This is a genomic window from Streptomyces sp. NBC_00464, from assembly GCF_036013915.1.
GTDB lineage: Bacteria > Actinomycetota > Actinomycetes > Streptomycetales > Streptomycetaceae > Streptomyces.
Genome location: NZ_CP107899.1, coordinates 4,052,337 through 4,069,023, shown reverse-complemented (window position 1 = coordinate 4,069,023; position 16,687 = coordinate 4,052,337). Strand labels below are relative to the sequence as shown.

Below are 16,687 nucleotides of genomic sequence, written 5' to 3'. Positions count from 1 at the left end.
CGGAGGTATCCCGTGCGGATACGCATCGCAAGGGCGACAGCAACAGCGACTTCGGCGGCGACGGCGACGGCGCGAACCGGACGAACACCCGGCGCGGCAGCCACCGCGGCCATCGGCGGCCTCTGCGCCTGCGTCCTCCTGCTGACGGCCTGCGCGGGCTCCCCCGCCTCCTCGGCGCCCAAGAACGGCGACACCCCGCCCACCGCCCTGTCCGGCCTGGCGGGCGCCGAGCGCCACGCCGTCCCGCACGGCACCGGCAGCCACACCCCCGACGACTTCAACGGCGACGGCCACCGCGATCTCGTCCTCGACGACCTGGTGAAGCCGGCGGCCGACAGCCACGGCGACGACGCCGGGATCGGCATCGTGTACGGCTCCGCCAGCCGCGGCCTCGACCCCTCGGCACGCCAGCTGCTCAGCGCGCACACGAACGCCGCCAAGTCCGGCGACACCCTCCCCGCGGCGTTCGACGCCGAGGCGTCGTGCGACCTGGACCAGGACGGCTTCACCGATCTGATCGTGGCCACCGACCCTCCGTACAACGGCATCGGCCGCCCGCCCGTGCCGCTGCAGATCCTCTTCGGCTCCCCCGCCGGCCTCACCGGCAAGGCGGTCACCCTGCGCATCCCGGACCGGGCCCGCTTCGGCAACGCCTGGCCGGACCACCCCGTCTGCGGCGACTTCGACGGCGACAGGAAGCCGGACCTGGCCGTGACGGCGAGCTCGGGCCGGTTGAGCTTCCTGCGAGGCCCCTTCACCCGCGACGGCCGCCCGCACGCCGCCGGCGGCACGATCCCGGGGGCCGGCCCCGCCCTGTCCGCCCCCGAGCCCCGGGCGGATACGAACGGCGACGGGTATGACGACCTGGTGTACACCGCCCTCCCCCACGAGCCCGGCACCGCCGCCAGGGGCGCGCTGCTGCTCGGCGGCCCCGACGGACCGGGCCGCCCGGGCGGCCCGTACCGCTTCGGGACCCCGGCCACAGGCCTCCCGACGGCCCCCCTGCGCAAGACCGCCGGCCGCCCCGCCGCGTCCCGCGCAGAAACGAACCTGCTCCAGCGGTACGCGGACTTCGACGGCGACAGGAAGCCCGACACCGTGGTCCGCACGCACCGGGGCGAAACGGCGGACCTGATCGCGCTGTACCCGGCGGCGACGCCGGACCGCCCGCTGATCACGTTCACCAGCGCCCTGTTCACAGCGGGCTGAGGACAACCCCCCAGGGTTCCCTTAGGGGATGTCACAGGTAGGCGGCAAAGGCGGCCCAGTTCCCCCGCCCCGCCCACCCGACCCGCGCGGACCAGGTACGTTCGATTACGTGGCTGGATTCAGGATCGGACGCGGCCGGGACAACCGCACCCCGCAGCAAGCGCAGCAGCAACCGCGGCAGCAGCCGTACGGCAATCAGGCACCACCGCCGTACGGACAGCAGCAATGGCCGCCGACGGGAGGCGGTGGAGCCCCGCACAACGCCGGATACAACAACGGTTACAACGGTGGCGGCTACCAGGGCGGCGGAGCCGACGAGCCCGAATACTTCGCCGACCCGTACCCGCAGCAGCACCCGCACGCTCCGCACCCCCACGCTCCGCAGCCCCACCAGGGCGACCCGTACGCGAACAGCCCCGGTCATACCCAGGCCTTCAGCATCGACGAGGACCAGTACGGCGACGGCAACACCTACCGCGCCGGCCAGGCCCCCGCCCAGCCCTCGGGTCCTCGACTGCACTGGAAGCAGCTGCTGAGCGGCATCGTGACGCGCCCCGGCCCGACGTTCTGGCAGATGCGCGACTACCCCGTCTGGGGCCCGGCGCTCATCGTCACGTTCCTCTACGGCCTGCTGGCGCTGTTCGGCTTCGACCAGGCCCGCGACGACGCGATCAACGCACCGGTCGGCAACGCCATCCCCTACGTCGTCATCACGGGCATCGGCTTCGTGCTCGGCGGCCTGGTGCTCGGCGCGGTCACCCACACCCTCGCCCGCCAGCTCGGCGGCGACGGCGCGTGGCAGCCGACCGTGGGCCTCTCCATGCTGATCATGTCGATCACGGACGCCCCACGCCTGATCTTCGCGCTCTTCCTGGGCGGCGAGAACTCCCTGGTCCAGATCCTCGGCTGGCTCACCTGGCTGGCCGCGGCGGCCCTGTTCACCTCGATGGTGAGCAAGTCCCACGACCTGCCGTGGCCGAAGGCCCTGGGCGCGTCGGCGATCCAGCTGCTCGCCCTGGTCTCGATCCTCAAACTGGGCACGATCTGAGAGAAACACCTGCGAGAAACACCTGACGGAAACGAAGGAACCCCCGGGGCCATCGAAGGCCCCGGGGGTTCCTCGCTGCGCGCTCCCGAAACCGGTCAGGCGTCGAGAACCTGCCCGCTGCGCCGCACGACGGGCTTCTCCACGCTCCACGGGAAGTTGATCCAGCGATCGGTCTTCTTCCACACGTACTCGCACTTCACGAGCGAATGCGACTTCTCGTAGATCACGGCGGAACGCACCTCGGCGACATGATCGATACAGAAGTCACGCACCAGCTTCAGCGTCTTCCCGGTATCGGCGACATCGTCGGCGATCAGGACCTTCTTGTCCGAGAAATCGATGGCGTTGGGCACGGGCGCCAGCATGACGGGCATTTCCAGCGTGGTACCCACACCGGTGTAGAACTCCACGTTCACCAGGTGAATGTTCTTGCAGTCCAGCGCGTACGCCAGACCGCCGGCGACGAAGACCCCGCCGCGCGCGATGCTCAGCACCACATCCGGCTCGTACCCGTCATCCGCCACGGCCTGCGCCAGCTCCCGCACGGCATGCCCGAAGCCGTCGTACGTCAGGTTCTCCCGTACGTCGTCACTCACCGGGCATCACACCTGCGTCCGGTGGAAGTTCATGAAGGAACGCGAAGCCGTCGGCCCACGCTGCCCCTGGTACCGCGACCCGTACCGCTCGGAGCCGTACGGGAACTCCGACGGCGAACTCAGCCGGAACATGCACAGCTGACCGATCTTCATCCCCGGCCAGAGCTTGATCGGCAGCGTCGCCAGGTTCGACAGCTCCAGAGTCACGTGCCCGGAGAACCCGGGGTCGATGAACCCGGCCGTCGAATGCGTCACCAGCCCGAGCCGGCCGAGCGAGCTCTTGCCCTCCAGCCGCGAAGCGAGATCGTCGGGCAGCGAGATGACCTCGTACGTCGAGGCGAGCACGAACTCACCGGGGTGCAGGATGAACGCCTCGTCCCCGTCCGGCTCGACGGTACGGGTCAGATCGGCCTGTTCGACGGCCGGATCGATATGCGGATAGCGGTGGTTCTCGAACACCCGGAAATAGCGGTCGAGCCTCACATCGATGCTCGACGGCTGCACCATCGACGCATCGAAAGGATCAATACGTACGCGTCCGGCGTCGATCTCGGCCCGGATGTCCTTGTCTGAGAGAAGCACCCACCGAGGATACGCAGAACGCGCGGGCCCGCCCCCATCGGGCCGCCCCGCGCGCCTGTCGCCTGCTCCCGCAGACCCCTGCCGCTCGCTCTTCTACCGCTCCTCGAACCCCACAGGCACGGCATGCCGCAACCGCGCACAACGAGGACAGCGGATAAGCCGCCCGGGACCGATCCGCCCGGACCCGAGCTGCTGCATCGGGAACGAGGCGGTAGCGAAAACGTGCCCTTCGGCACAGCGGACGACGGTGCGCTCCATGGAGTCCATCAAGTCCCTTCCCCATCAAGCCGTGGACGAGAAAGCCACATTAGGGGATGAACGGGACGCCGCCGCACGCGGCACTCCGACCACTCACGCTACGCCCCCAACTCCCGCCCGACACACCCCCGTCCACCCCCAGCCCCGCCCGACCGAACCCCCACCACGCCTCACACCGGGGCTCACGCCTCGGGGGGTCCGCGATGGGGTACAGTGTGTGACGATGCGCGGCTGATCGGCCGGTGCGTTACGCGGGTGTAGTTTAATGGTAGAACATGAGCTTCCCAAGCTCAGAGCGCGAGTTCGATTCTCGTCACCCGCTCCATGATGAAGGCCCTGGTCGGAGACCAGGGCCTTGTTTATTGTCTAGACCATTTTTAGGGCTCGTGCCATTCGCGTGCCATAACGACCCGTCCCATCTGCACCAATAGTGGATCCGTCACCCCTGAGAGCGAGCGCTCCACTACCGGGTCCCGCAGCGCGAGATCCCTTCCAAGTGCCCTGCGTCACACGCACAGTGCGGACTGCCTGCTCCTGCGCGATCAACGCCGTGCAGCCCGTGGGGCGGACGGTCCGGGCGGACGTGGCACCAGCGGGTGAACGGTCGACCCGCCATGCCCCGGGGCTCCAGCCGACTGCTGGCGGCGTACGTCGAGATCGATGTTGGCGGCAAGCTTGCGCTGGTGTTCCTTGGTGGAGTGCTGGTAGATAAGCTGCGCGCGCTCGGAGGACTGGCCGGCTCGGACCATGAGGTCCTTGAGCTTGGCACCGGTGTCGGCCGCGAGTGTGTTGCCTGTGTGCCGTCACCGCGTGGTCGGCGCTCCCAAGTCCCGCGCGGGCCGACGGGAGATCGTGCTGCCGTCATTCCTCCACGAGGACGTCCGCCGGCATCTGGAGTGGTTCGCCCAGCCGGGTGTGGACGGGCTCGTCTTCGTTGGTGAGAGGGGAGCGGTACTGCGCGGCACCACGTTCGGCCGCAAGTGGCGCCGGGCCCGGGACAAGGCCGGGCTGACCACACCCTCAGCTTCACCGTCGGCGGCTGACGCCCCGCAGCCCCGGAGTGAGCCGCCGCCCGGACGGCTTCTTCGGGGCCGCGCCCCGGGCGTGGCCCGGCCGGTCCCAGTTCGTGCGGCGCCACGGCGGCATGTGCGGCCGGTACCGGCCTCGGGGAACCCCGCTACCGCGAGAACGATCATCCGCGGCGTGAGCGCGCTGGCGAGGTTCTCGTACTCGCGGCGGGCCGTGCGCCAAGCCTTGATCAGGCCGTCGGCTGCGGCTCTCTGACGGGCCCGCCCGCCGAGTGACCGGCTGGCGGGCTGGTGCAGACGCCGGAGGGCATGTCCCTACCCGATGATCTCAGCGTGCTGGATGACGACGTCCTCATCCAGGGCATCCGCGCGCCCGTTCTTGGTGCCTGTGCTGACAGCCGCGATCGCGTCGACGGCCGACTTGCCCTCGATCACCTCACCGAGGACGGCGTTCCCCCACCCCTGAACGTGTGAGCGGACCAGCACGCAGCCGGCCGAACTGGGAGAGAAGCAGGGTGTCTTTCCCTCGGTCAACAAGGATGAACTCAGAGGGCGATGGGGCGGCGCTAGGTCAGGAGGAATGCGGCTGCGGTGGTGGCGCCGACGCCGGCACCGGCCGCGGTCTGGGCGATGCTGTGGTAGGTGAGTGCGACGCGGGACCAGCACACGGCGAGGGTCAGGCCGTAGGCGAGGAGCCACCACGGGGTGTGGACCACGGCGAGCATCGCGGGGATCGCGGAGGCGACGGCGCTGTCGACGCTGATCTTCCAGACGTGGTTGACGGCCAGCAGGACGACGGTCATCGCCCACAGGGCGAGCATCGCCAGGAGGATCCCGGTGGGGGCGTGGCCGAGGATCATGATGACCGAGCCGAGGCCGATGGAGGCCAGGATGACCGCGAAGATCGGGGGCCGTTTGGTGCGGTCGACGATGTTGCGGTCGCCCCAGGTGCCGCGTTTGCGTTCCCACTCGATGTAGGCGGCGGGAACGATCCCGGCGCACAGGGCGCCGAGCAGCCCCCAGGGGATGCCGCTCCAGTCGCCGGCGGCGGCCAGCCCGATGCCCGGCATGCCCACGAGCAGGACGTTGCGCGGTTGGAGTACGTCCGTGACCGTCCGGGCCACGGTCGTACGGTCCGTGTGCCTGCCCCCCTCAGGGTGGCCGGGCTGCCCTTCCGGCCGGCGTGGGTGCGGGTGTTCGTGTGTGTCCGAGAGCACGGGGCCGTCAGGCGGTGTGGCGGTCATGGACTTCTTCCTTTGCGGCATCGTCGGGCCTACAGTCCCAGCCGACGCTGTCGCGAGGCGTAACTGTCCAGCGCCTCACACAGGTCTTCCCGGGTGAAATCCGGCCACAGCCGCTCACAGAAGTACAACTCCGACTGCGTTGTCTGCCACGTCAGATACCCCGACAGACGCTGCTCGCCCGAGGTGCGGATCACCAGGTCCGGGTCCGCCAGTCCCGCCGTGCCCAGATGGGACGCGAACTCCCCCTCCCACCACGACAGATCCCCGACCGACTCCTGCGGCCCGCGGCCGCGGTACTTCTGAGCCAGGGACCGGGCCGCGGCGACGATCTCCCGCCGACCGTCGTAGGCCACAGCGATATTGGCCTGCACCCCCTCCACCTGCTCGGTGCGCCGCTGCACGTCCTCGAACGCGGCCGCGACAGGCGGCGGCAACAACTCCAGGGCACCGATCACCCGGACCCGCCAGCGCTGCGCCTCGGCGAGACGCTCACACAGGCTGATGAACGACTGGTAGAGATCGGCGAGCTCCTGGGGGCCGCGCTGGAGGTTCCTGATGGACAGGATCCACTGCGTCACCATGGCGACCCCTTCCTCCTCGCACCACTCCAGGACATCAGGGATCTTCCCGATCCCACTGCGGTGCCCCTCGGCCACGCTGAGACCACGCTGGGCAGCCCAGCGCCGATTGCCGTCGAGAACGAGAGCGACATGCGCCGGCACTCCCGGGCGCACAGAGGCGGCGAGTAGAGACGGTTCGGTCATGGCGGCTCCCAACCGGAGGAAATGGCAAAGTCAGAAAGGCAACAGGCCCAGGAGCAAGAAGGACACGGCACTGTGTGCGACCAGGGAACTGCTCCCGGGACCCGGTGCCACTCCTGTGCCGCGTGACTTCCCGCGACGCGACGCGGCGCGGAGGGCAGCGCCGTACCGAGGGTTTCGAGGTCCGTGACAAGGACGCGTGTCCTGCCGGCCGGGCGCGTGCGACGGTGTCCCGTCCGGGGAGAACCCGGACGGGACACCGTCGCATGCGGCTGTTACGGGATGAGCAGGTAGAACGGTTGGTTCGCCACTGCCCCGTCGGTGCTGGTGGTCACGCGGATGGAGTTGGCCGGGCAGGAGGAGTCGTTGCGAGAGACGCGGACGCCGCTGCCCCGGGTGGCGGTGTTGCTGAGGGTGGCCATCGGGATGGACTTGGACGCCTGAACGCCCGATGCCAGTACGACGCAGTACGAGCCGGTGGTGGGGTTGCTGACCGAGGTGACGGTGTTGGTCTTCTGGGCGATGTTGCCGTTCGAGTTGACGGTGGCCGCGGCCTGGGCGTAGGGGGCCACGGTGTTGGAGGTGGGATCGGCGGCCATCGCGATCCCGCCGAGGGTGGCGCCGACGGTGGCGACGCCGAGGCCGGCCAGGACCAGCTTGGTACGCATGCGCATGTGAATCGTGCCCTTTCTGGGCAAGTTACGGCCCGGCGGAAAACCGGGCACACCCCATTCCCTCCCGCGGGCCGCACCGCGTCCCAACCGCATTCACCCCTGCGGATGATCATGGTCTCCGCAACCACCCGAACAGCCCCCTGCGCGGGCCCGGGTCCGCGGAGTTGAGGACCGATACGCGATTGATCTCGGCGGCAACCGCCGCATCAAAGCCCCGAGGCAGCGCTCAACCCCCGGCCCCACCATCGACACCACGGCGGTGGGTGTTGCTGGAGGAGCCGGGCCATCGCACGCTGATGATCATCAAAGTGCGGACTCTCGGGTGCCGCCCGGACAAGGTGTTGACGGCCAGTTTTGAGGCCCCTTCCGGCGACCACCTGACGGGGAGCCACCTGGCCGCGAATGTCACAGTGAGTGGTCGGCGGTCTGAGCTGTGAACTGGTTCGCATAGAGCAGGACGCGGCGCGTGCCGTGTCACTCCCCGCACCGGCGGGGTCAATGCGAAGAGGTCTCGTTACTCCGAAAGTGGCCGATGCGGTGTTGTGCATGAGTTCAGAAAGGTCTGCGCTGTTTGTCCTTCTACGCTGCCGCCGTGACCATTCCCACTGAACTCATCGGCAGCTTGCCCCGCTCCCCCGAACTGCTGACCGCGATGGCTGCCTTCGAGGCCGGCCGTCTCGACGGCGCGAAGCTCGCGGCGATCCAGGAGCAGGCCGTCTGCGACACCATCGAGACTCTGGAGGCGATCGGGTCGCCGGTCGTCACCGACGGCGAGCAGAGTAAGCACAGCTTCCTCACGTATCCGGTCGAGGGGCTGTCGAACCTGTCCGCTGACGGGGTCGTCATCCCCTTCGCCGACGGGCACCAGCGGCAGTTGCCCGGCTTGGCCTCCGGCCCGTTCCGCTACAAGACCCATGCCGACGAGTACCTGCGGGCCGCGCGACGGCACGCGAAGGTTCCGGTGAAGCAGGCCGTCGTCGCCCCCTCGGCGCTGAGCCTGCTCTACCCGGCGGCCGGGATCACCGGCTACTCGCGTGAGCAGTTCCTCGAGGACCTGGTGAACGAGGCGGAGACGGACATCCGCGGCTGCCTGGACGCGGGCGCCCACGTCGTCCAACTGGACTTCGAGGAGGCCCGTCTGTCCCTGAAGCTGGACCCGAGCGGAGGGCTGCTGGATCACTTCATCGCCCTGAACCTCCGAGTGCTGTCCCGGTTCACCCCGGCCGAGCACGCCAGGATCGGCGTCTACACCGGCCCCGGTGCCGACCAGGACTCCACCCACAGCCTCGACGTCGACTACCTCGGCCTGCTGCCGAAGCTGCTCCAGCTCACCGTCGGCAACTTCTACCTGCAACTGGCCGGCGAAGGCGACCCAGACCGGGTCCTGCGCGTCATCGCCGACCACCTGCCCGGCCATGCGCGGGTCTTCATCGGGGTAACCGACCCGATCGACCCGCGGGTGGAGACCCCCCAGGAGGTACGCGACCGAGTGCTGGCGGCCGCCCGCCACCTCCCGGTGGACCGGCTGGGCACGTGCGACGACGCCGGCTTCGCGCCGTTCGCCGACGACCAATCGACCTCGCGTGAGACCGCGTTCGCCAAGATCCGCGCCCGTGTGGAAGGCACCGCACTCGCCGCGACAGCCCTGAACTCCTGAGTCGCGACCGGCCCCGCAGCCAGGTGGCCTGCGGCAGCAGCGACCCGTACGCCCAGGCGGTCGGGAAGGCATCCCTACGACGACGGTCCGCCGGCATGCTCGACGACGCGACCGGGGATGTCGCGAAGCGGCTCCGGGCGCTGCCCTTGGCCGGGAACTGGGTGAGCACGGAGCCCTGCCTCATCAGACGGTGCGGCGGTTGCCCTGGTCGTCGCAGGGCAGGTCGGCGGGGGTGTGGCGGGTAAGGAAGTCGCGGGTCGCCTGGCGTTCGGCCTCGGTGATGGCCGTGGGCTGGACGTCGATGATGCCGCCGAAGGGGCGGTCGACGTCGCGGATGATGCACAGGGTGGCGGTGAGCAGCGCGGTGATGACGGTGAGGGTGATGATCTGCCCTCGGTTGTTGCGGCGGGGCAGGCAGACGCCGAGCGCCACCACGGTGATCACCAGGGTGGCCAGCAGGAACCAGAGGATCGCGCTGGGGATGCTCGCGGTGGCCTGGGTGAGGCGTTCCTCGCGCTCCTCCGAGCGCTTGTTGTCGGCGGCCACCAGCATGCCGAAGACCGGCTTGCCCTCCACCTCGCGGAAGACGCGGCGGAAGTCGGTGGACCAGACGCTGGGGGCCGGCGAGCCGTTGCCGTCGGCCATGGCGGGCCACTCCTGGACGCGTACGGCACGGGCGTAGCAGACGGCGTCCGCCTGGATCTCGGATCGCGGTCCTTCGGGCGCGTATTCGGCGGCCTCGACGAGCTGGTCGACGGCTCGGGCCTCGCCGCGCGAGGCGACCTCGGCCTTGCCGTAGGAGCCGTTGGCGGTGACGAGGACGAAGGCGAGCAGGAGCACCGTCAGGGTCAGCAGGGGGCCGACCAGGTCCTTGACGGCCATGCCCGCGTCGTCGTCCTCGCTGAGGAGGCGTGGCCGCAGCCAGCGGTTGGCGGCGAGGCCGGCGAGCAGGGCCAGTGCGGCAACGACGATGACGAGAACCACGGGACGGACACCCTCCGGGTGGGATACGGGGAAGCCCCCGGTGTGCGGGGCACGGGGATACGTCCCGCAACGCCCGCCGCCCGGAACAGCGGACACGTCACCTCGCCCCGAACGAGCGATGCCCCTTCCGCCGGAGAGCCTCACGCCCGGACCGCCCCGGGCGGCGATGCCCCCGACCCGGTCAGCTCTCCGCCGGCCCGCGTCGGCCCCGACCGGGCGGCACCTCACAGCCTGTTCCTGAACTTGGAACCCACAGGTCGCAGCGCTTTGGATCGGAATTGCTCGCAGGGAAGCCGTTCGCTCAGGCGTCACAGAGACGGTTGAGCGGACGGCTTCCCTGTGTCCTGGTCCGTGGGCGTCCAGGAGGACCCACACCAATAGTGACACTCTGTAGCTAAGCGAGTTCTTTGAGTGACTCTCCTTGTAAGATCGCGAAGCTGCAAATACCGCACTTACGGAGGATCTATGACAAACACTCGTGCCCGACTGGCTGTACTGGGCTGCACCGTGGCTCTGGCGGCGGGTGCCCTCGTCCCGGTACAGCTCGCCGGCTCAACCCCGGCGGCCGCGGCGCAGTCCTACCAGTGGGTCGCCATGGGTGACTCCTACACTGCCGGAGTGATCCCGGCGGCCGGCGACACCTTCGAGGTCCCCCGGGACGGATGCGAGCGCACCGACCAGTCCTACCCCCAGGTCATTGAGCGAGATCTGGGCTCACTGATCGATCTGACCAACGTCAGCTGCGGCGCGGCCACCATCGAGGACATCACCGACAACGCCCAGAACCCGATCGGCCGTCACCTGCCGCCCTTCTCCGAGGACCCGGAATACCCGTTCCTGCCGGTGCCTCCCCAGTCCGGGGCGGTGAACTCCGGCACCGACGTGGTCACCGTCGGCGCAGGCGGCAACACCCTCCGATTCGCCGACATCCTCTTCACCTGCCTGCAACTGGACCAGGACAGCGGCGGCGTGGGCACACCGTGCCGGGACGAGTTGGCCGGCAACATCCCCGGCCGGCTGGCCAAGGTGAGCAGCGACTACGACGAGATGCTCGCCACCGTCCACAAGCGCGCCCCCCACGCGAAGGTCATCAACGTCGGCTACCCCACGGTCATCCCCCAGGACACGACCAAGTGCCGGTACAACGACTGGGAGCAATTCGCCTCGATCACCCCGGGCGACCTGGACTGGCTCCGCGACGACGTCCAGGGGCCCCTCAACAAGGCCATCGAAAAGGCGGCCGGTGACCACGGCGACGCGTTCGTCGACCTCACCGACTCCACCCGGAACCACAGCGCCTGCGACGCCGGCAAATGGGTCGAAGGCATCTTCAGCTACTTCCCGACCAAGGTGGCCTTCGTCCACCCCAACACCAAGGGCCACAAGAACGCCGCCGACCACGTCTCCGCGGCCATCCTGAACGCCCTGGGCATCAACTGAGCAACTGCACTCCCGGGGAGCCGTCCCGCCCACCGTTCCGGGCACGCAAGCTTCCGGCCTCCTCGGAGTGCCCCGGGTGGCCTTGACCGCCGTCAACGTGCGGCATTCGTCGCTCCCACCCTCGTGCCACACCAGCCGCAAAGACTCCCGTTCGGGGAACGGTCACCGTGACCGTTCCCCGAACGCTTGCACAAGGTGCCCATCCAGACCAGCAGCCCTTGACCTGCCTGTCCGGGGTTCGAAAACAGGCACTCAGAGGGTGTTTACGCCTCTGTTGCTGTGGTTTCAGATGCTATGTGACTCGGCTTTGATGAGATGGGTGCTTCTCGAGGTCCCGGTGGTGCTGGTGGGGCTCTGATGCCGTAGTCTCGCCCGCACTCCTCCTGTTTCATCCCAGGACGCGCTGTCGTGCACCGTGCGCTTCGCGCGCCTGATGCATGCGCCTGGGCCGGGTCCGCAGTCGGCCGGTACTCCAGAATCATGACTGAGCGTCGTCGCTATCCAAGCGACCTCTCCGATGCCCGATGGGATTCGGTGGAGCCGGTCCTGACCGCATGGCGGGCAGAGCGCCGAGGCCGCGGGCTGGACATCGGCAGGCCACCGAATCACGACCTGCGAAGCCTGCTGGACGCGGTCCTCTATGTGAACCGCACCGGGATCCCCTGGCGCTATCTGCCGCACGACCACCCCCACTGGAACACCGTCTACGCTTACTTCGCTCGCTGGCAGGAAGAAGGCGTATTCGACCAGCTCAACAGCCTCCTCCGCCGCCAAGTCCGCAGGCAGGAAGGCCGGGACGACGAACCAACCGCCTGCGTCATCGACTCCCAGAGCATCAAGACCTCCACCAACGTCCCCGCCACCGGGCAAGGCATCGACGCGGGCAAGAAGATCGTCGGCCGCAAGCGGAGCATCGTCATCGACACCGTCGGACTCCTCCTCGGCGTACTGGTCACCGCGGCCAGCGTGCAGGACTCGACCGCCAGCCGAACCCTCATCGAACAGATCGCCGCCGAGCATCCCACCATCCGCAAAACCTGGGTCGACGGCGGCTACCGCCAGCACCTCGTCGAGCACGCCGCCACCCTCGGCATCGACATGCACATAGTCCGCCGCGACCCCACCACCAGGGGCTTTACCGTTCTACCCCGCCGATGGACCGTCGAGCGGACCCTGGGATGGCTCATGAACCACCGACGCCTGGCCCGCGACTACGAAGCCCATCCACACCGGTCCGAAGCCATGATCCACCTTGCGATGATCAACCTCATGACCCGCAGACTCACCGCAGAATCCACCCCAACATGGCGCGGAGCGTGAACCATCCACAACCGCGCAATCAGGGATGAAACAACGGGACGAAACACCCTCTCAGTCGTAGAGGAGGGACGCGGACGAGCTGGTCACGCCCTGCCGGCCCGGCGTCGTGTACGCGAAGTTGAGCACCGTACGCCGGACTCCTGGACGCCCGAGCGGGGTGACGCGGTGGGCGGTGAGGTCGCTGCGCAGGAGGTAACCGTCGCCGGGCCGGTGGTGCACGCGCCGGGCACCGGGCGCGCCGAGGGCATCGAGGTCTCCGCGGCCAGGGTGGAACTCCAGCAGTCCGCCGTCGGCGGGGTGCGGCGGGGCCTCAAGGAAGAGAACGAGAGCGAGCGGGTAGTCGTCGGTATGCGCACCGTGGGTGTCCCCGGGCCGGTGCAAGACGTTCAGAACGTGTCGTTCGACGGGGTCGTGCACGGCGACGACCGCCTCGCCCAGGAGCGAGGAGAGCAGCCGCATCAGATCCCGGTCCTCGTAGAGACGTGCGATGACCGGTGAAGCGTGCGCGATCCGGTGTCCGCCGAGCGTGGTCATGTGCCGGGGGCTGTCCGCCATGCACGGCATGCGGAAGTCCCGCCGCGCCGCATCGGCCTCCAGCCGACGCGCTTCCGAGGCGAGCGTCGCGAGCCCGACGGGGCTGACGAGCCGGGGCAGGGTGACGTATCCGTCGTCGGAGAACCGACGGCGCAGCGACTCCCGACGTGCGGGGAGGGGAAAGGACAACACGGCCGATGCATCCCTCACACGCGCGGAGGACAAACCCACCTCGGCCCTGTCTGCCTGCATACAGAGGGTGCGGGGCTGCGAAACGCCGACCCCGGCCAAGTAGCCGGGGCCGCCGTGCGACGGAGGCCGGCGCCACCGGTCGATGACCGGGCGAAGTGCCCCCGTTCCGGTACGGGCAGGAGAGTGAACGGACGTATCGCCGATTCCCGTAGGTCGTTCTCAGGCCATGAAGAAGATCGTTTCTGTCGCGGCACTGGTCCTCGCCGGCGTCGCCCTCGCAGCCCCCGCCCACGCCGACAACGACTCCAACTTCGGCAGCGGCGTCAACGCCGCCAACAACTGGAACTTCACCGCCGCCGACGTGTGCATCCAGGAGCTGGCCGTGGTGCCGGCGCTCAGCGACTGGACCGGAAACCACTGAACAACTGCTCCAACGGCAACGTCATCGACCACTCGGGGAACTAGCCCGCACCCCTGAACGGCCTTCGTCGGCCCGTGCCCCATCCGTGCCCTTCGGAGCGGTGAACAGCGGTCGACACGGGTGTCACCACGCCCGCCCAGGAGGCCACACCGGGGGCTGTTTCCCCAGGTCAGAAGCCAGCTGATCGGGCTGGGCGACGGTGATTCCCAAGCTCAGAGCGCGAGTTCGATTCTCGTCACCCGCTCCACCAGAAGCCCCAGGCCAGCGGCCGGGGCTTTGTTGTTGTTCAAGCCCGATCGAGAGTGCCCTGTGTGCCCGTTATGCACCCAGCGCGCCCGTCGGCCCCTTCGGGTCGCCAGCACCTCTAGAGCATATATGTCAACTATGATAGTTGTTATATGCTTCAGTGTATGGAGACGAAGACCTACACAACCATCGACTTGCGCAAAGGGATGGGCGAGATCCTGGACCGGACCCGGATCGCCGGTGAGGCCGCCGCCATCACCCGCAAAGGGAAGACGGTCGCCTACCTGGTGCCGGCCGAGTGGTTCGAGGAGATGGCCCGTCGGCACCAGTCGCACTAGGACCGGCACGGGGCGGCCTGACCCACCCTTCACGTCGAGGAGCCCGAACCATGCCCGCCCATGCACTCCACTTCGATGGGTACGAGGGGGAACCCCTGCGGTTGCCGCCGATGCCCGAACGCACGCCCCAGGCACTCAGGTTGGCCATTCAGGAACACGCCCCGCACCTCCTCCCGGACTTCGAGGCCCACTGGAAGCGCGTCATTGGTGACGCCTTCAGCATCACCCCCGTGCCTGCCTTCATGCGCCTGTGGTGGACGCAGTACGCCATCGCACGAAATCCCGTTCTCGACTCGCACCTTCGCGATCTCGAAGCCCGCGCAGCCGAGTCCGACGACCCCGAGGAGTCCATCCAGCTCCTGGAGGAGTACAGCCGCCTCCGGCACGAAGCCGCCGAGAGGAAGCCCGGAGAGTGATCGACGAACCACTCCGGCCGCCCTGGCAGATGGACTGGACGAAGCAGGCACAGCACGACTTCCAAAGCATGCCTGCCGAAGGCAGTGACCTGGTCATGAGTGCTCGTGCGGAACTGATCACCGCTGAAGACCCGTACTTCCGGGGAATCGACGCTGACGTCTCGCTCCCGCACTGGATGACCGTCCGACCGCTGGCCTCCACGAGCCCCGGTGGTCCCCACATCGTGGACCTGGCCGGCGGACGCGGCTGGCTCATCTACACCTTCATGCGCCGCCACGCCGACCCACAGATCGTCGTCACCGAAGCCTTCTGAGCCTGAGGCCTGCGTCACCGCGGCGTCCGCACCACGGGAGGCTTCCGCTTCCTGCCACCGCTTCGGCACATCACCTCAGGTTGATGACCTCCCGTCGGTGTGCCCCATCCGTGCCCTTCGGAGCGGACAACAGCGGTCAAGTGCGGCACGCAGAGACCACACCGGCCTCGCGCCCTCCAGTCGAACCTGCAGGTCAGGTCGGTTTTGGCTGTCCAAGAACCGTTGATTCCCAAGCTCAGAGCGCGAGTTCGATTCTCGTCACCCGCTCCACATGAAAGCCCCAGGCCAGCGGCCCGGGGCTTCTTTGTTCGGGTCATCTTGGATGCGTCCGGTCGGCTTCGGTGGCCTCTCCCTGGATAATCGACATATGGCATCGCAGCCCAGCCTTTCCGATCTCCGTCGCGCCAAGTTCGCCCGGCGCCTGCCCACAGCGCTCTCCGAGCTTGTCGGCCCCGAGCACGGCACGGTGCGCCTGCCACTTCACCTGGCATGGTCGGGGCTGACCATGTTCGACCTCGACCAGCCACGGCTGCGGATGAGCTATTACCGCATCGTGTTGGCCGAGGGCCAGCATGACGACCTGGTCCGGTACCTCAACCGGGGCCTCCTCGTCAGCTTGTGGCCCACACTGCGCACACTGATCAGTCGTGATGTCCGTGAAGTCTGGGAACACTCCTTCGACGAGCTGGCTCACAACGCCCAGGCTGCTGCGTGAATCTCACCGATCTGCACCGTCGCCTGCTCGCTGATGTACTCGCCGTGGGCGGTGCCTACCCCTGGCGCTGACCGGCGGCTACGCAGTTCAGGCGCACGGCCTGGTCGACCGGCTCAGCCAGGACCTCGACGTAGCGACCGAGAACCCCGATCGCATGGAGGACATCGCTGCTGCCGTGCGCGCCGGCCTGGAACGACACGGGTGGCAGGTCAGCGCTCTGGAAACAGACCCGCTCTCCGCACGCCTGATCGTCACCGATCCGGTCAGTCACGAAAAGTGCGAGGTCGACATCCTCAAGGAAGCGCTCTGGCGACCGCCCGTACACACCGACCACGGATTGGTGCTGTCCCTCGAAGACGTCGTCGGAACCAAAGTTCGTGCACTCTTCGACCGCGGACTCGCCAGGGACCTGATCGACGTACAGGCTGCCGCGAAACGCTGGAGCCATATCGACCTCGAAGAGCTCGGTCGACGCCACGCCCGCGACTCCTTCGACCTGGGAGCCGACTGGATCGACGACACGGAATTCGGCGCCTACGGGCTCGACGAACAAGCGATCACCGGGCTGCGCCAGTGGGCGCAGGCATGGGCCACCGACATCGGCGAACGGCTCCAAGAGCTGGAGACTCCGCACGAAGACTAATGGGGCCGCATGGAGGCCGGATGCGCTCAGCACGGTGCACGCCAGGCCACATGGCCCGCGAGCACGA

The 16,687-nt window shown here is 68.4% G+C and carries 17 protein-coding genes, 1 tRNA gene and 3 pseudogenes; 13 read left to right on the top strand and 8 right to left on the bottom strand.

Features of this window, described 5'->3' with window-relative positions; all coding sequences use genetic code 11:
• The first annotated feature begins 12 nt into the window (after positions 1 to 12).
• Both OG912_RS18370 and OG912_RS18365 read left to right on the top strand, forming a co-directional pair.
• The gene (locus OG912_RS18370) at positions 13 to 1,209 is read left to right on the top strand and encodes an FG-GAP repeat domain-containing protein (protein WP_443060987.1); all 1,197 of its coding nucleotides are present in this window, start codon (positions 13 to 15) and stop codon (positions 1,207 to 1,209) included.
• 109 nt (positions 1,210 to 1,318) lie between these two features.
• Positions 1,319 to 2,257 carry a Yip1 family protein gene (locus OG912_RS18365; protein WP_326737200.1) on the top strand — a complete coding sequence of 313 codons (939 nt, stop codon included), beginning with the start codon at positions 1,319 to 1,321 and terminating at the stop codon, positions 2,255 to 2,257.
• A gap of 95 nt (positions 2,258 to 2,352) precedes the next feature.
• Here OG912_RS18365 and OG912_RS18360 read toward each other — a convergent pair whose 3' ends face one another.
• Positions 2,353 to 2,853, bottom strand: coding sequence for a phosphoribosyltransferase (locus tag OG912_RS18360; RefSeq protein WP_326737201.1), 501 nt, complete (start codon positions 2,851 to 2,853; stop codon positions 2,353 to 2,355).
• Positions 2,854 to 2,859: 6 nt separating this feature from the next.
• The gene (dcd, locus tag OG912_RS18355; protein ID WP_136326616.1) at positions 2,860 to 3,435 is read right to left on the bottom strand and encodes a dCTP deaminase; all 576 of its coding nucleotides are present in this window, start codon (positions 3,433 to 3,435) and stop codon (positions 2,860 to 2,862) included.
• A 509-nt stretch (positions 3,436 to 3,944) separates the two neighbouring features.
• Between dcd and OG912_RS18350 the strand changes: the two genes are divergently transcribed.
• A tRNA-Gly gene (locus tag OG912_RS18350) sits at positions 3,945 to 4,018 on the top strand.
• A gap of 217 nt (positions 4,019 to 4,235) precedes the next feature.
• On the opposite strand, the pseudogene OG912_RS18345 reads toward OG912_RS18350, so the two are convergent.
• Positions 4,236 to 4,496 (bottom strand): annotated as a pseudogene (locus OG912_RS18345) (tyrosine-type recombinase/integrase); the annotation flags it as partial.
• Between the two features lie 558 nt (positions 4,497 to 5,054).
• Here OG912_RS18345 and OG912_RS18335 point away from each other — a divergent pair.
• A complete protein-coding gene (locus OG912_RS18335; RefSeq protein ID WP_327710302.1) occupies positions 5,055 to 5,195 on the top strand; it encodes a hypothetical protein in 141 nt (46 codons plus the stop codon).
• Positions 5,196 to 5,287: 92 nt separating this feature from the next.
• Here OG912_RS18335 and OG912_RS18330 read toward each other — a convergent pair whose 3' ends face one another.
• From OG912_RS18330 to OG912_RS18320, 3 genes are all read right to left on the bottom strand, one after another.
• Positions 5,288 to 5,965: a hypothetical protein gene (locus OG912_RS18330; protein ID WP_327710301.1), complete on the bottom strand. Its 678-nt coding sequence runs from the start codon at positions 5,963 to 5,965 to the stop codon at positions 5,288 to 5,290.
• 29 nt (positions 5,966 to 5,994) lie between these two features.
• Positions 5,995 to 6,729, bottom strand: a complete 735-nt coding sequence (uppS, locus tag OG912_RS18325) for a polyprenyl diphosphate synthase (RefSeq protein WP_327710300.1) — start codon at positions 6,727 to 6,729, stop codon at positions 5,995 to 5,997.
• Positions 6,730 to 7,001: 272 nt separating this feature from the next.
• Complete coding sequence (locus OG912_RS18320; protein ID WP_327710299.1) at positions 7,002 to 7,394, bottom strand: hypothetical protein; 393 nt, start codon at positions 7,392 to 7,394, stop codon at positions 7,002 to 7,004.
• A 598-nt stretch (positions 7,395 to 7,992) separates the two neighbouring features.
• Between OG912_RS18320 and OG912_RS18315 the strand changes: the two genes are divergently transcribed.
• A complete protein-coding gene (locus tag OG912_RS18315) occupies positions 7,993 to 9,057 on the top strand; it encodes a 5-methyltetrahydropteroyltriglutamate--homocysteine methyltransferase (protein ID WP_327710298.1) in 1,065 nt (354 codons plus the stop codon).
• A 183-nt stretch (positions 9,058 to 9,240) separates the two neighbouring features.
• Here the strand turns inward: OG912_RS18315 and OG912_RS18310 are convergent, their stop codons facing one another.
• Positions 9,241 to 10,041 carry a bestrophin-like domain gene (locus OG912_RS18310; RefSeq protein WP_327710297.1) on the bottom strand — a complete coding sequence of 267 codons (801 nt, stop codon included), beginning with the start codon at positions 10,039 to 10,041 and terminating at the stop codon, positions 9,241 to 9,243.
• Positions 10,042 to 10,506: 465 nt separating this feature from the next.
• On the opposite strand from OG912_RS18310, the gene OG912_RS18305 reads away from it, so the two are divergent.
• Positions 10,507 to 11,481 carry an SGNH/GDSL hydrolase family protein gene (locus OG912_RS18305; protein ID WP_327710296.1) on the top strand — a complete coding sequence of 325 codons (975 nt, stop codon included), beginning with the start codon at positions 10,507 to 10,509 and terminating at the stop codon, positions 11,479 to 11,481.
• 480 nt (positions 11,482 to 11,961) lie between these two features.
• Positions 11,962 to 12,801 carry an IS5 family transposase gene (locus OG912_RS18300; protein WP_327710295.1) on the top strand — a complete coding sequence of 280 codons (840 nt, stop codon included), beginning with the start codon at positions 11,962 to 11,964 and terminating at the stop codon, positions 12,799 to 12,801.
• Positions 12,802 to 12,852: 51 nt separating this feature from the next.
• Here OG912_RS18300 and OG912_RS18295 read toward each other — a convergent pair whose 3' ends face one another.
• Entirely contained in the window at positions 12,853 to 13,527 is a 675-nt protein-coding gene (locus tag OG912_RS18295) for a HalD/BesD family halogenase (protein ID WP_327710294.1), read from the bottom strand.
• 226 nt (positions 13,528 to 13,753) lie between these two features.
• Here OG912_RS18295 and OG912_RS18290 point away from each other — a divergent pair.
• From OG912_RS18290 to OG912_RS18265, 6 genes and pseudogenes are all read left to right on the top strand, one after another.
• Positions 13,754 to 13,992: pseudogene (locus OG912_RS18290) on the top strand (hypothetical protein).
• Positions 13,993 to 14,358: 366 nt separating this feature from the next.
• Entirely contained in the window at positions 14,359 to 14,532 is a 174-nt protein-coding gene (locus OG912_RS18285) for a type II toxin-antitoxin system Phd/YefM family antitoxin (RefSeq protein WP_327710293.1), read from the top strand.
• 50 nt (positions 14,533 to 14,582) lie between these two features.
• Positions 14,583 to 14,948 (top strand): hypothetical protein, encoded by a 366-nt coding sequence (locus OG912_RS18280; protein WP_306070704.1) that lies wholly within the window; start codon positions 14,583 to 14,585, stop codon positions 14,946 to 14,948.
• The gene (locus OG912_RS18275; RefSeq protein WP_327710292.1) at positions 14,945 to 15,262 is read left to right on the top strand and encodes a hypothetical protein; all 318 of its coding nucleotides are present in this window, start codon (positions 14,945 to 14,947) and stop codon (positions 15,260 to 15,262) included. Before OG912_RS18280 ends, OG912_RS18275 begins: the two co-directional genes overlap by 4 nt.
• A gap of 367 nt (positions 15,263 to 15,629) precedes the next feature.
• Positions 15,630 to 15,977, top strand: a complete 348-nt coding sequence (locus OG912_RS18270; protein WP_327710291.1) for a transcriptional regulator — start codon at positions 15,630 to 15,632, stop codon at positions 15,975 to 15,977.
• Positions 15,974 to 16,620, top strand: a pseudogene (locus OG912_RS18265) (nucleotidyl transferase AbiEii/AbiGii toxin family protein). The gene OG912_RS18270 and the pseudogene OG912_RS18265 overlap by 4 nt, the downstream one beginning before the upstream one ends.
• Positions 16,621 to 16,687: the final 67 nt, after the last annotated feature.

Excerpts from the sequence above, each read along its gene's own strand:
- OG912_RS18330 (WP_327710301.1), bottom strand. The coding sequence starts at position 5,965 with ATGACCGCCACACCGCCTGACGGCCCCGTGCTCTCGGACACACACGAA.
- uppS (WP_327710300.1), bottom strand. The coding sequence starts at position 6,729 with ATGACCGAACCGTCTCTACTCGCCGCCTCTGTGCGCCCGGGAGTGCCG.
- OG912_RS18320 (WP_327710299.1), bottom strand. The coding sequence starts at position 7,394 with ATGCGTACCAAGCTGGTCCTGGCCGGCCTCGGCGTCGCCACCGTCGGC.
- OG912_RS18305 (WP_327710296.1), top strand. The coding sequence starts at position 10,507 with ATGACAAACACTCGTGCCCGACTGGCTGTACTGGGCTGCACCGTGGCT.
- OG912_RS18300 (WP_327710295.1), top strand. The coding sequence starts at position 11,962 with ATGACTGAGCGTCGTCGCTATCCAAGCGACCTCTCCGATGCCCGATGG.
- OG912_RS18285 (WP_327710293.1), top strand. The coding sequence starts at position 14,359 with ATGGAGACGAAGACCTACACAACCATCGACTTGCGCAAAGGGATGGGC.
- OG912_RS18280 (WP_306070704.1), top strand. The coding sequence starts at position 14,583 with ATGCCCGCCCATGCACTCCACTTCGATGGGTACGAGGGGGAACCCCTG.
- OG912_RS18270 (WP_327710291.1), top strand. The coding sequence starts at position 15,630 with ATGGCATCGCAGCCCAGCCTTTCCGATCTCCGTCGCGCCAAGTTCGCC.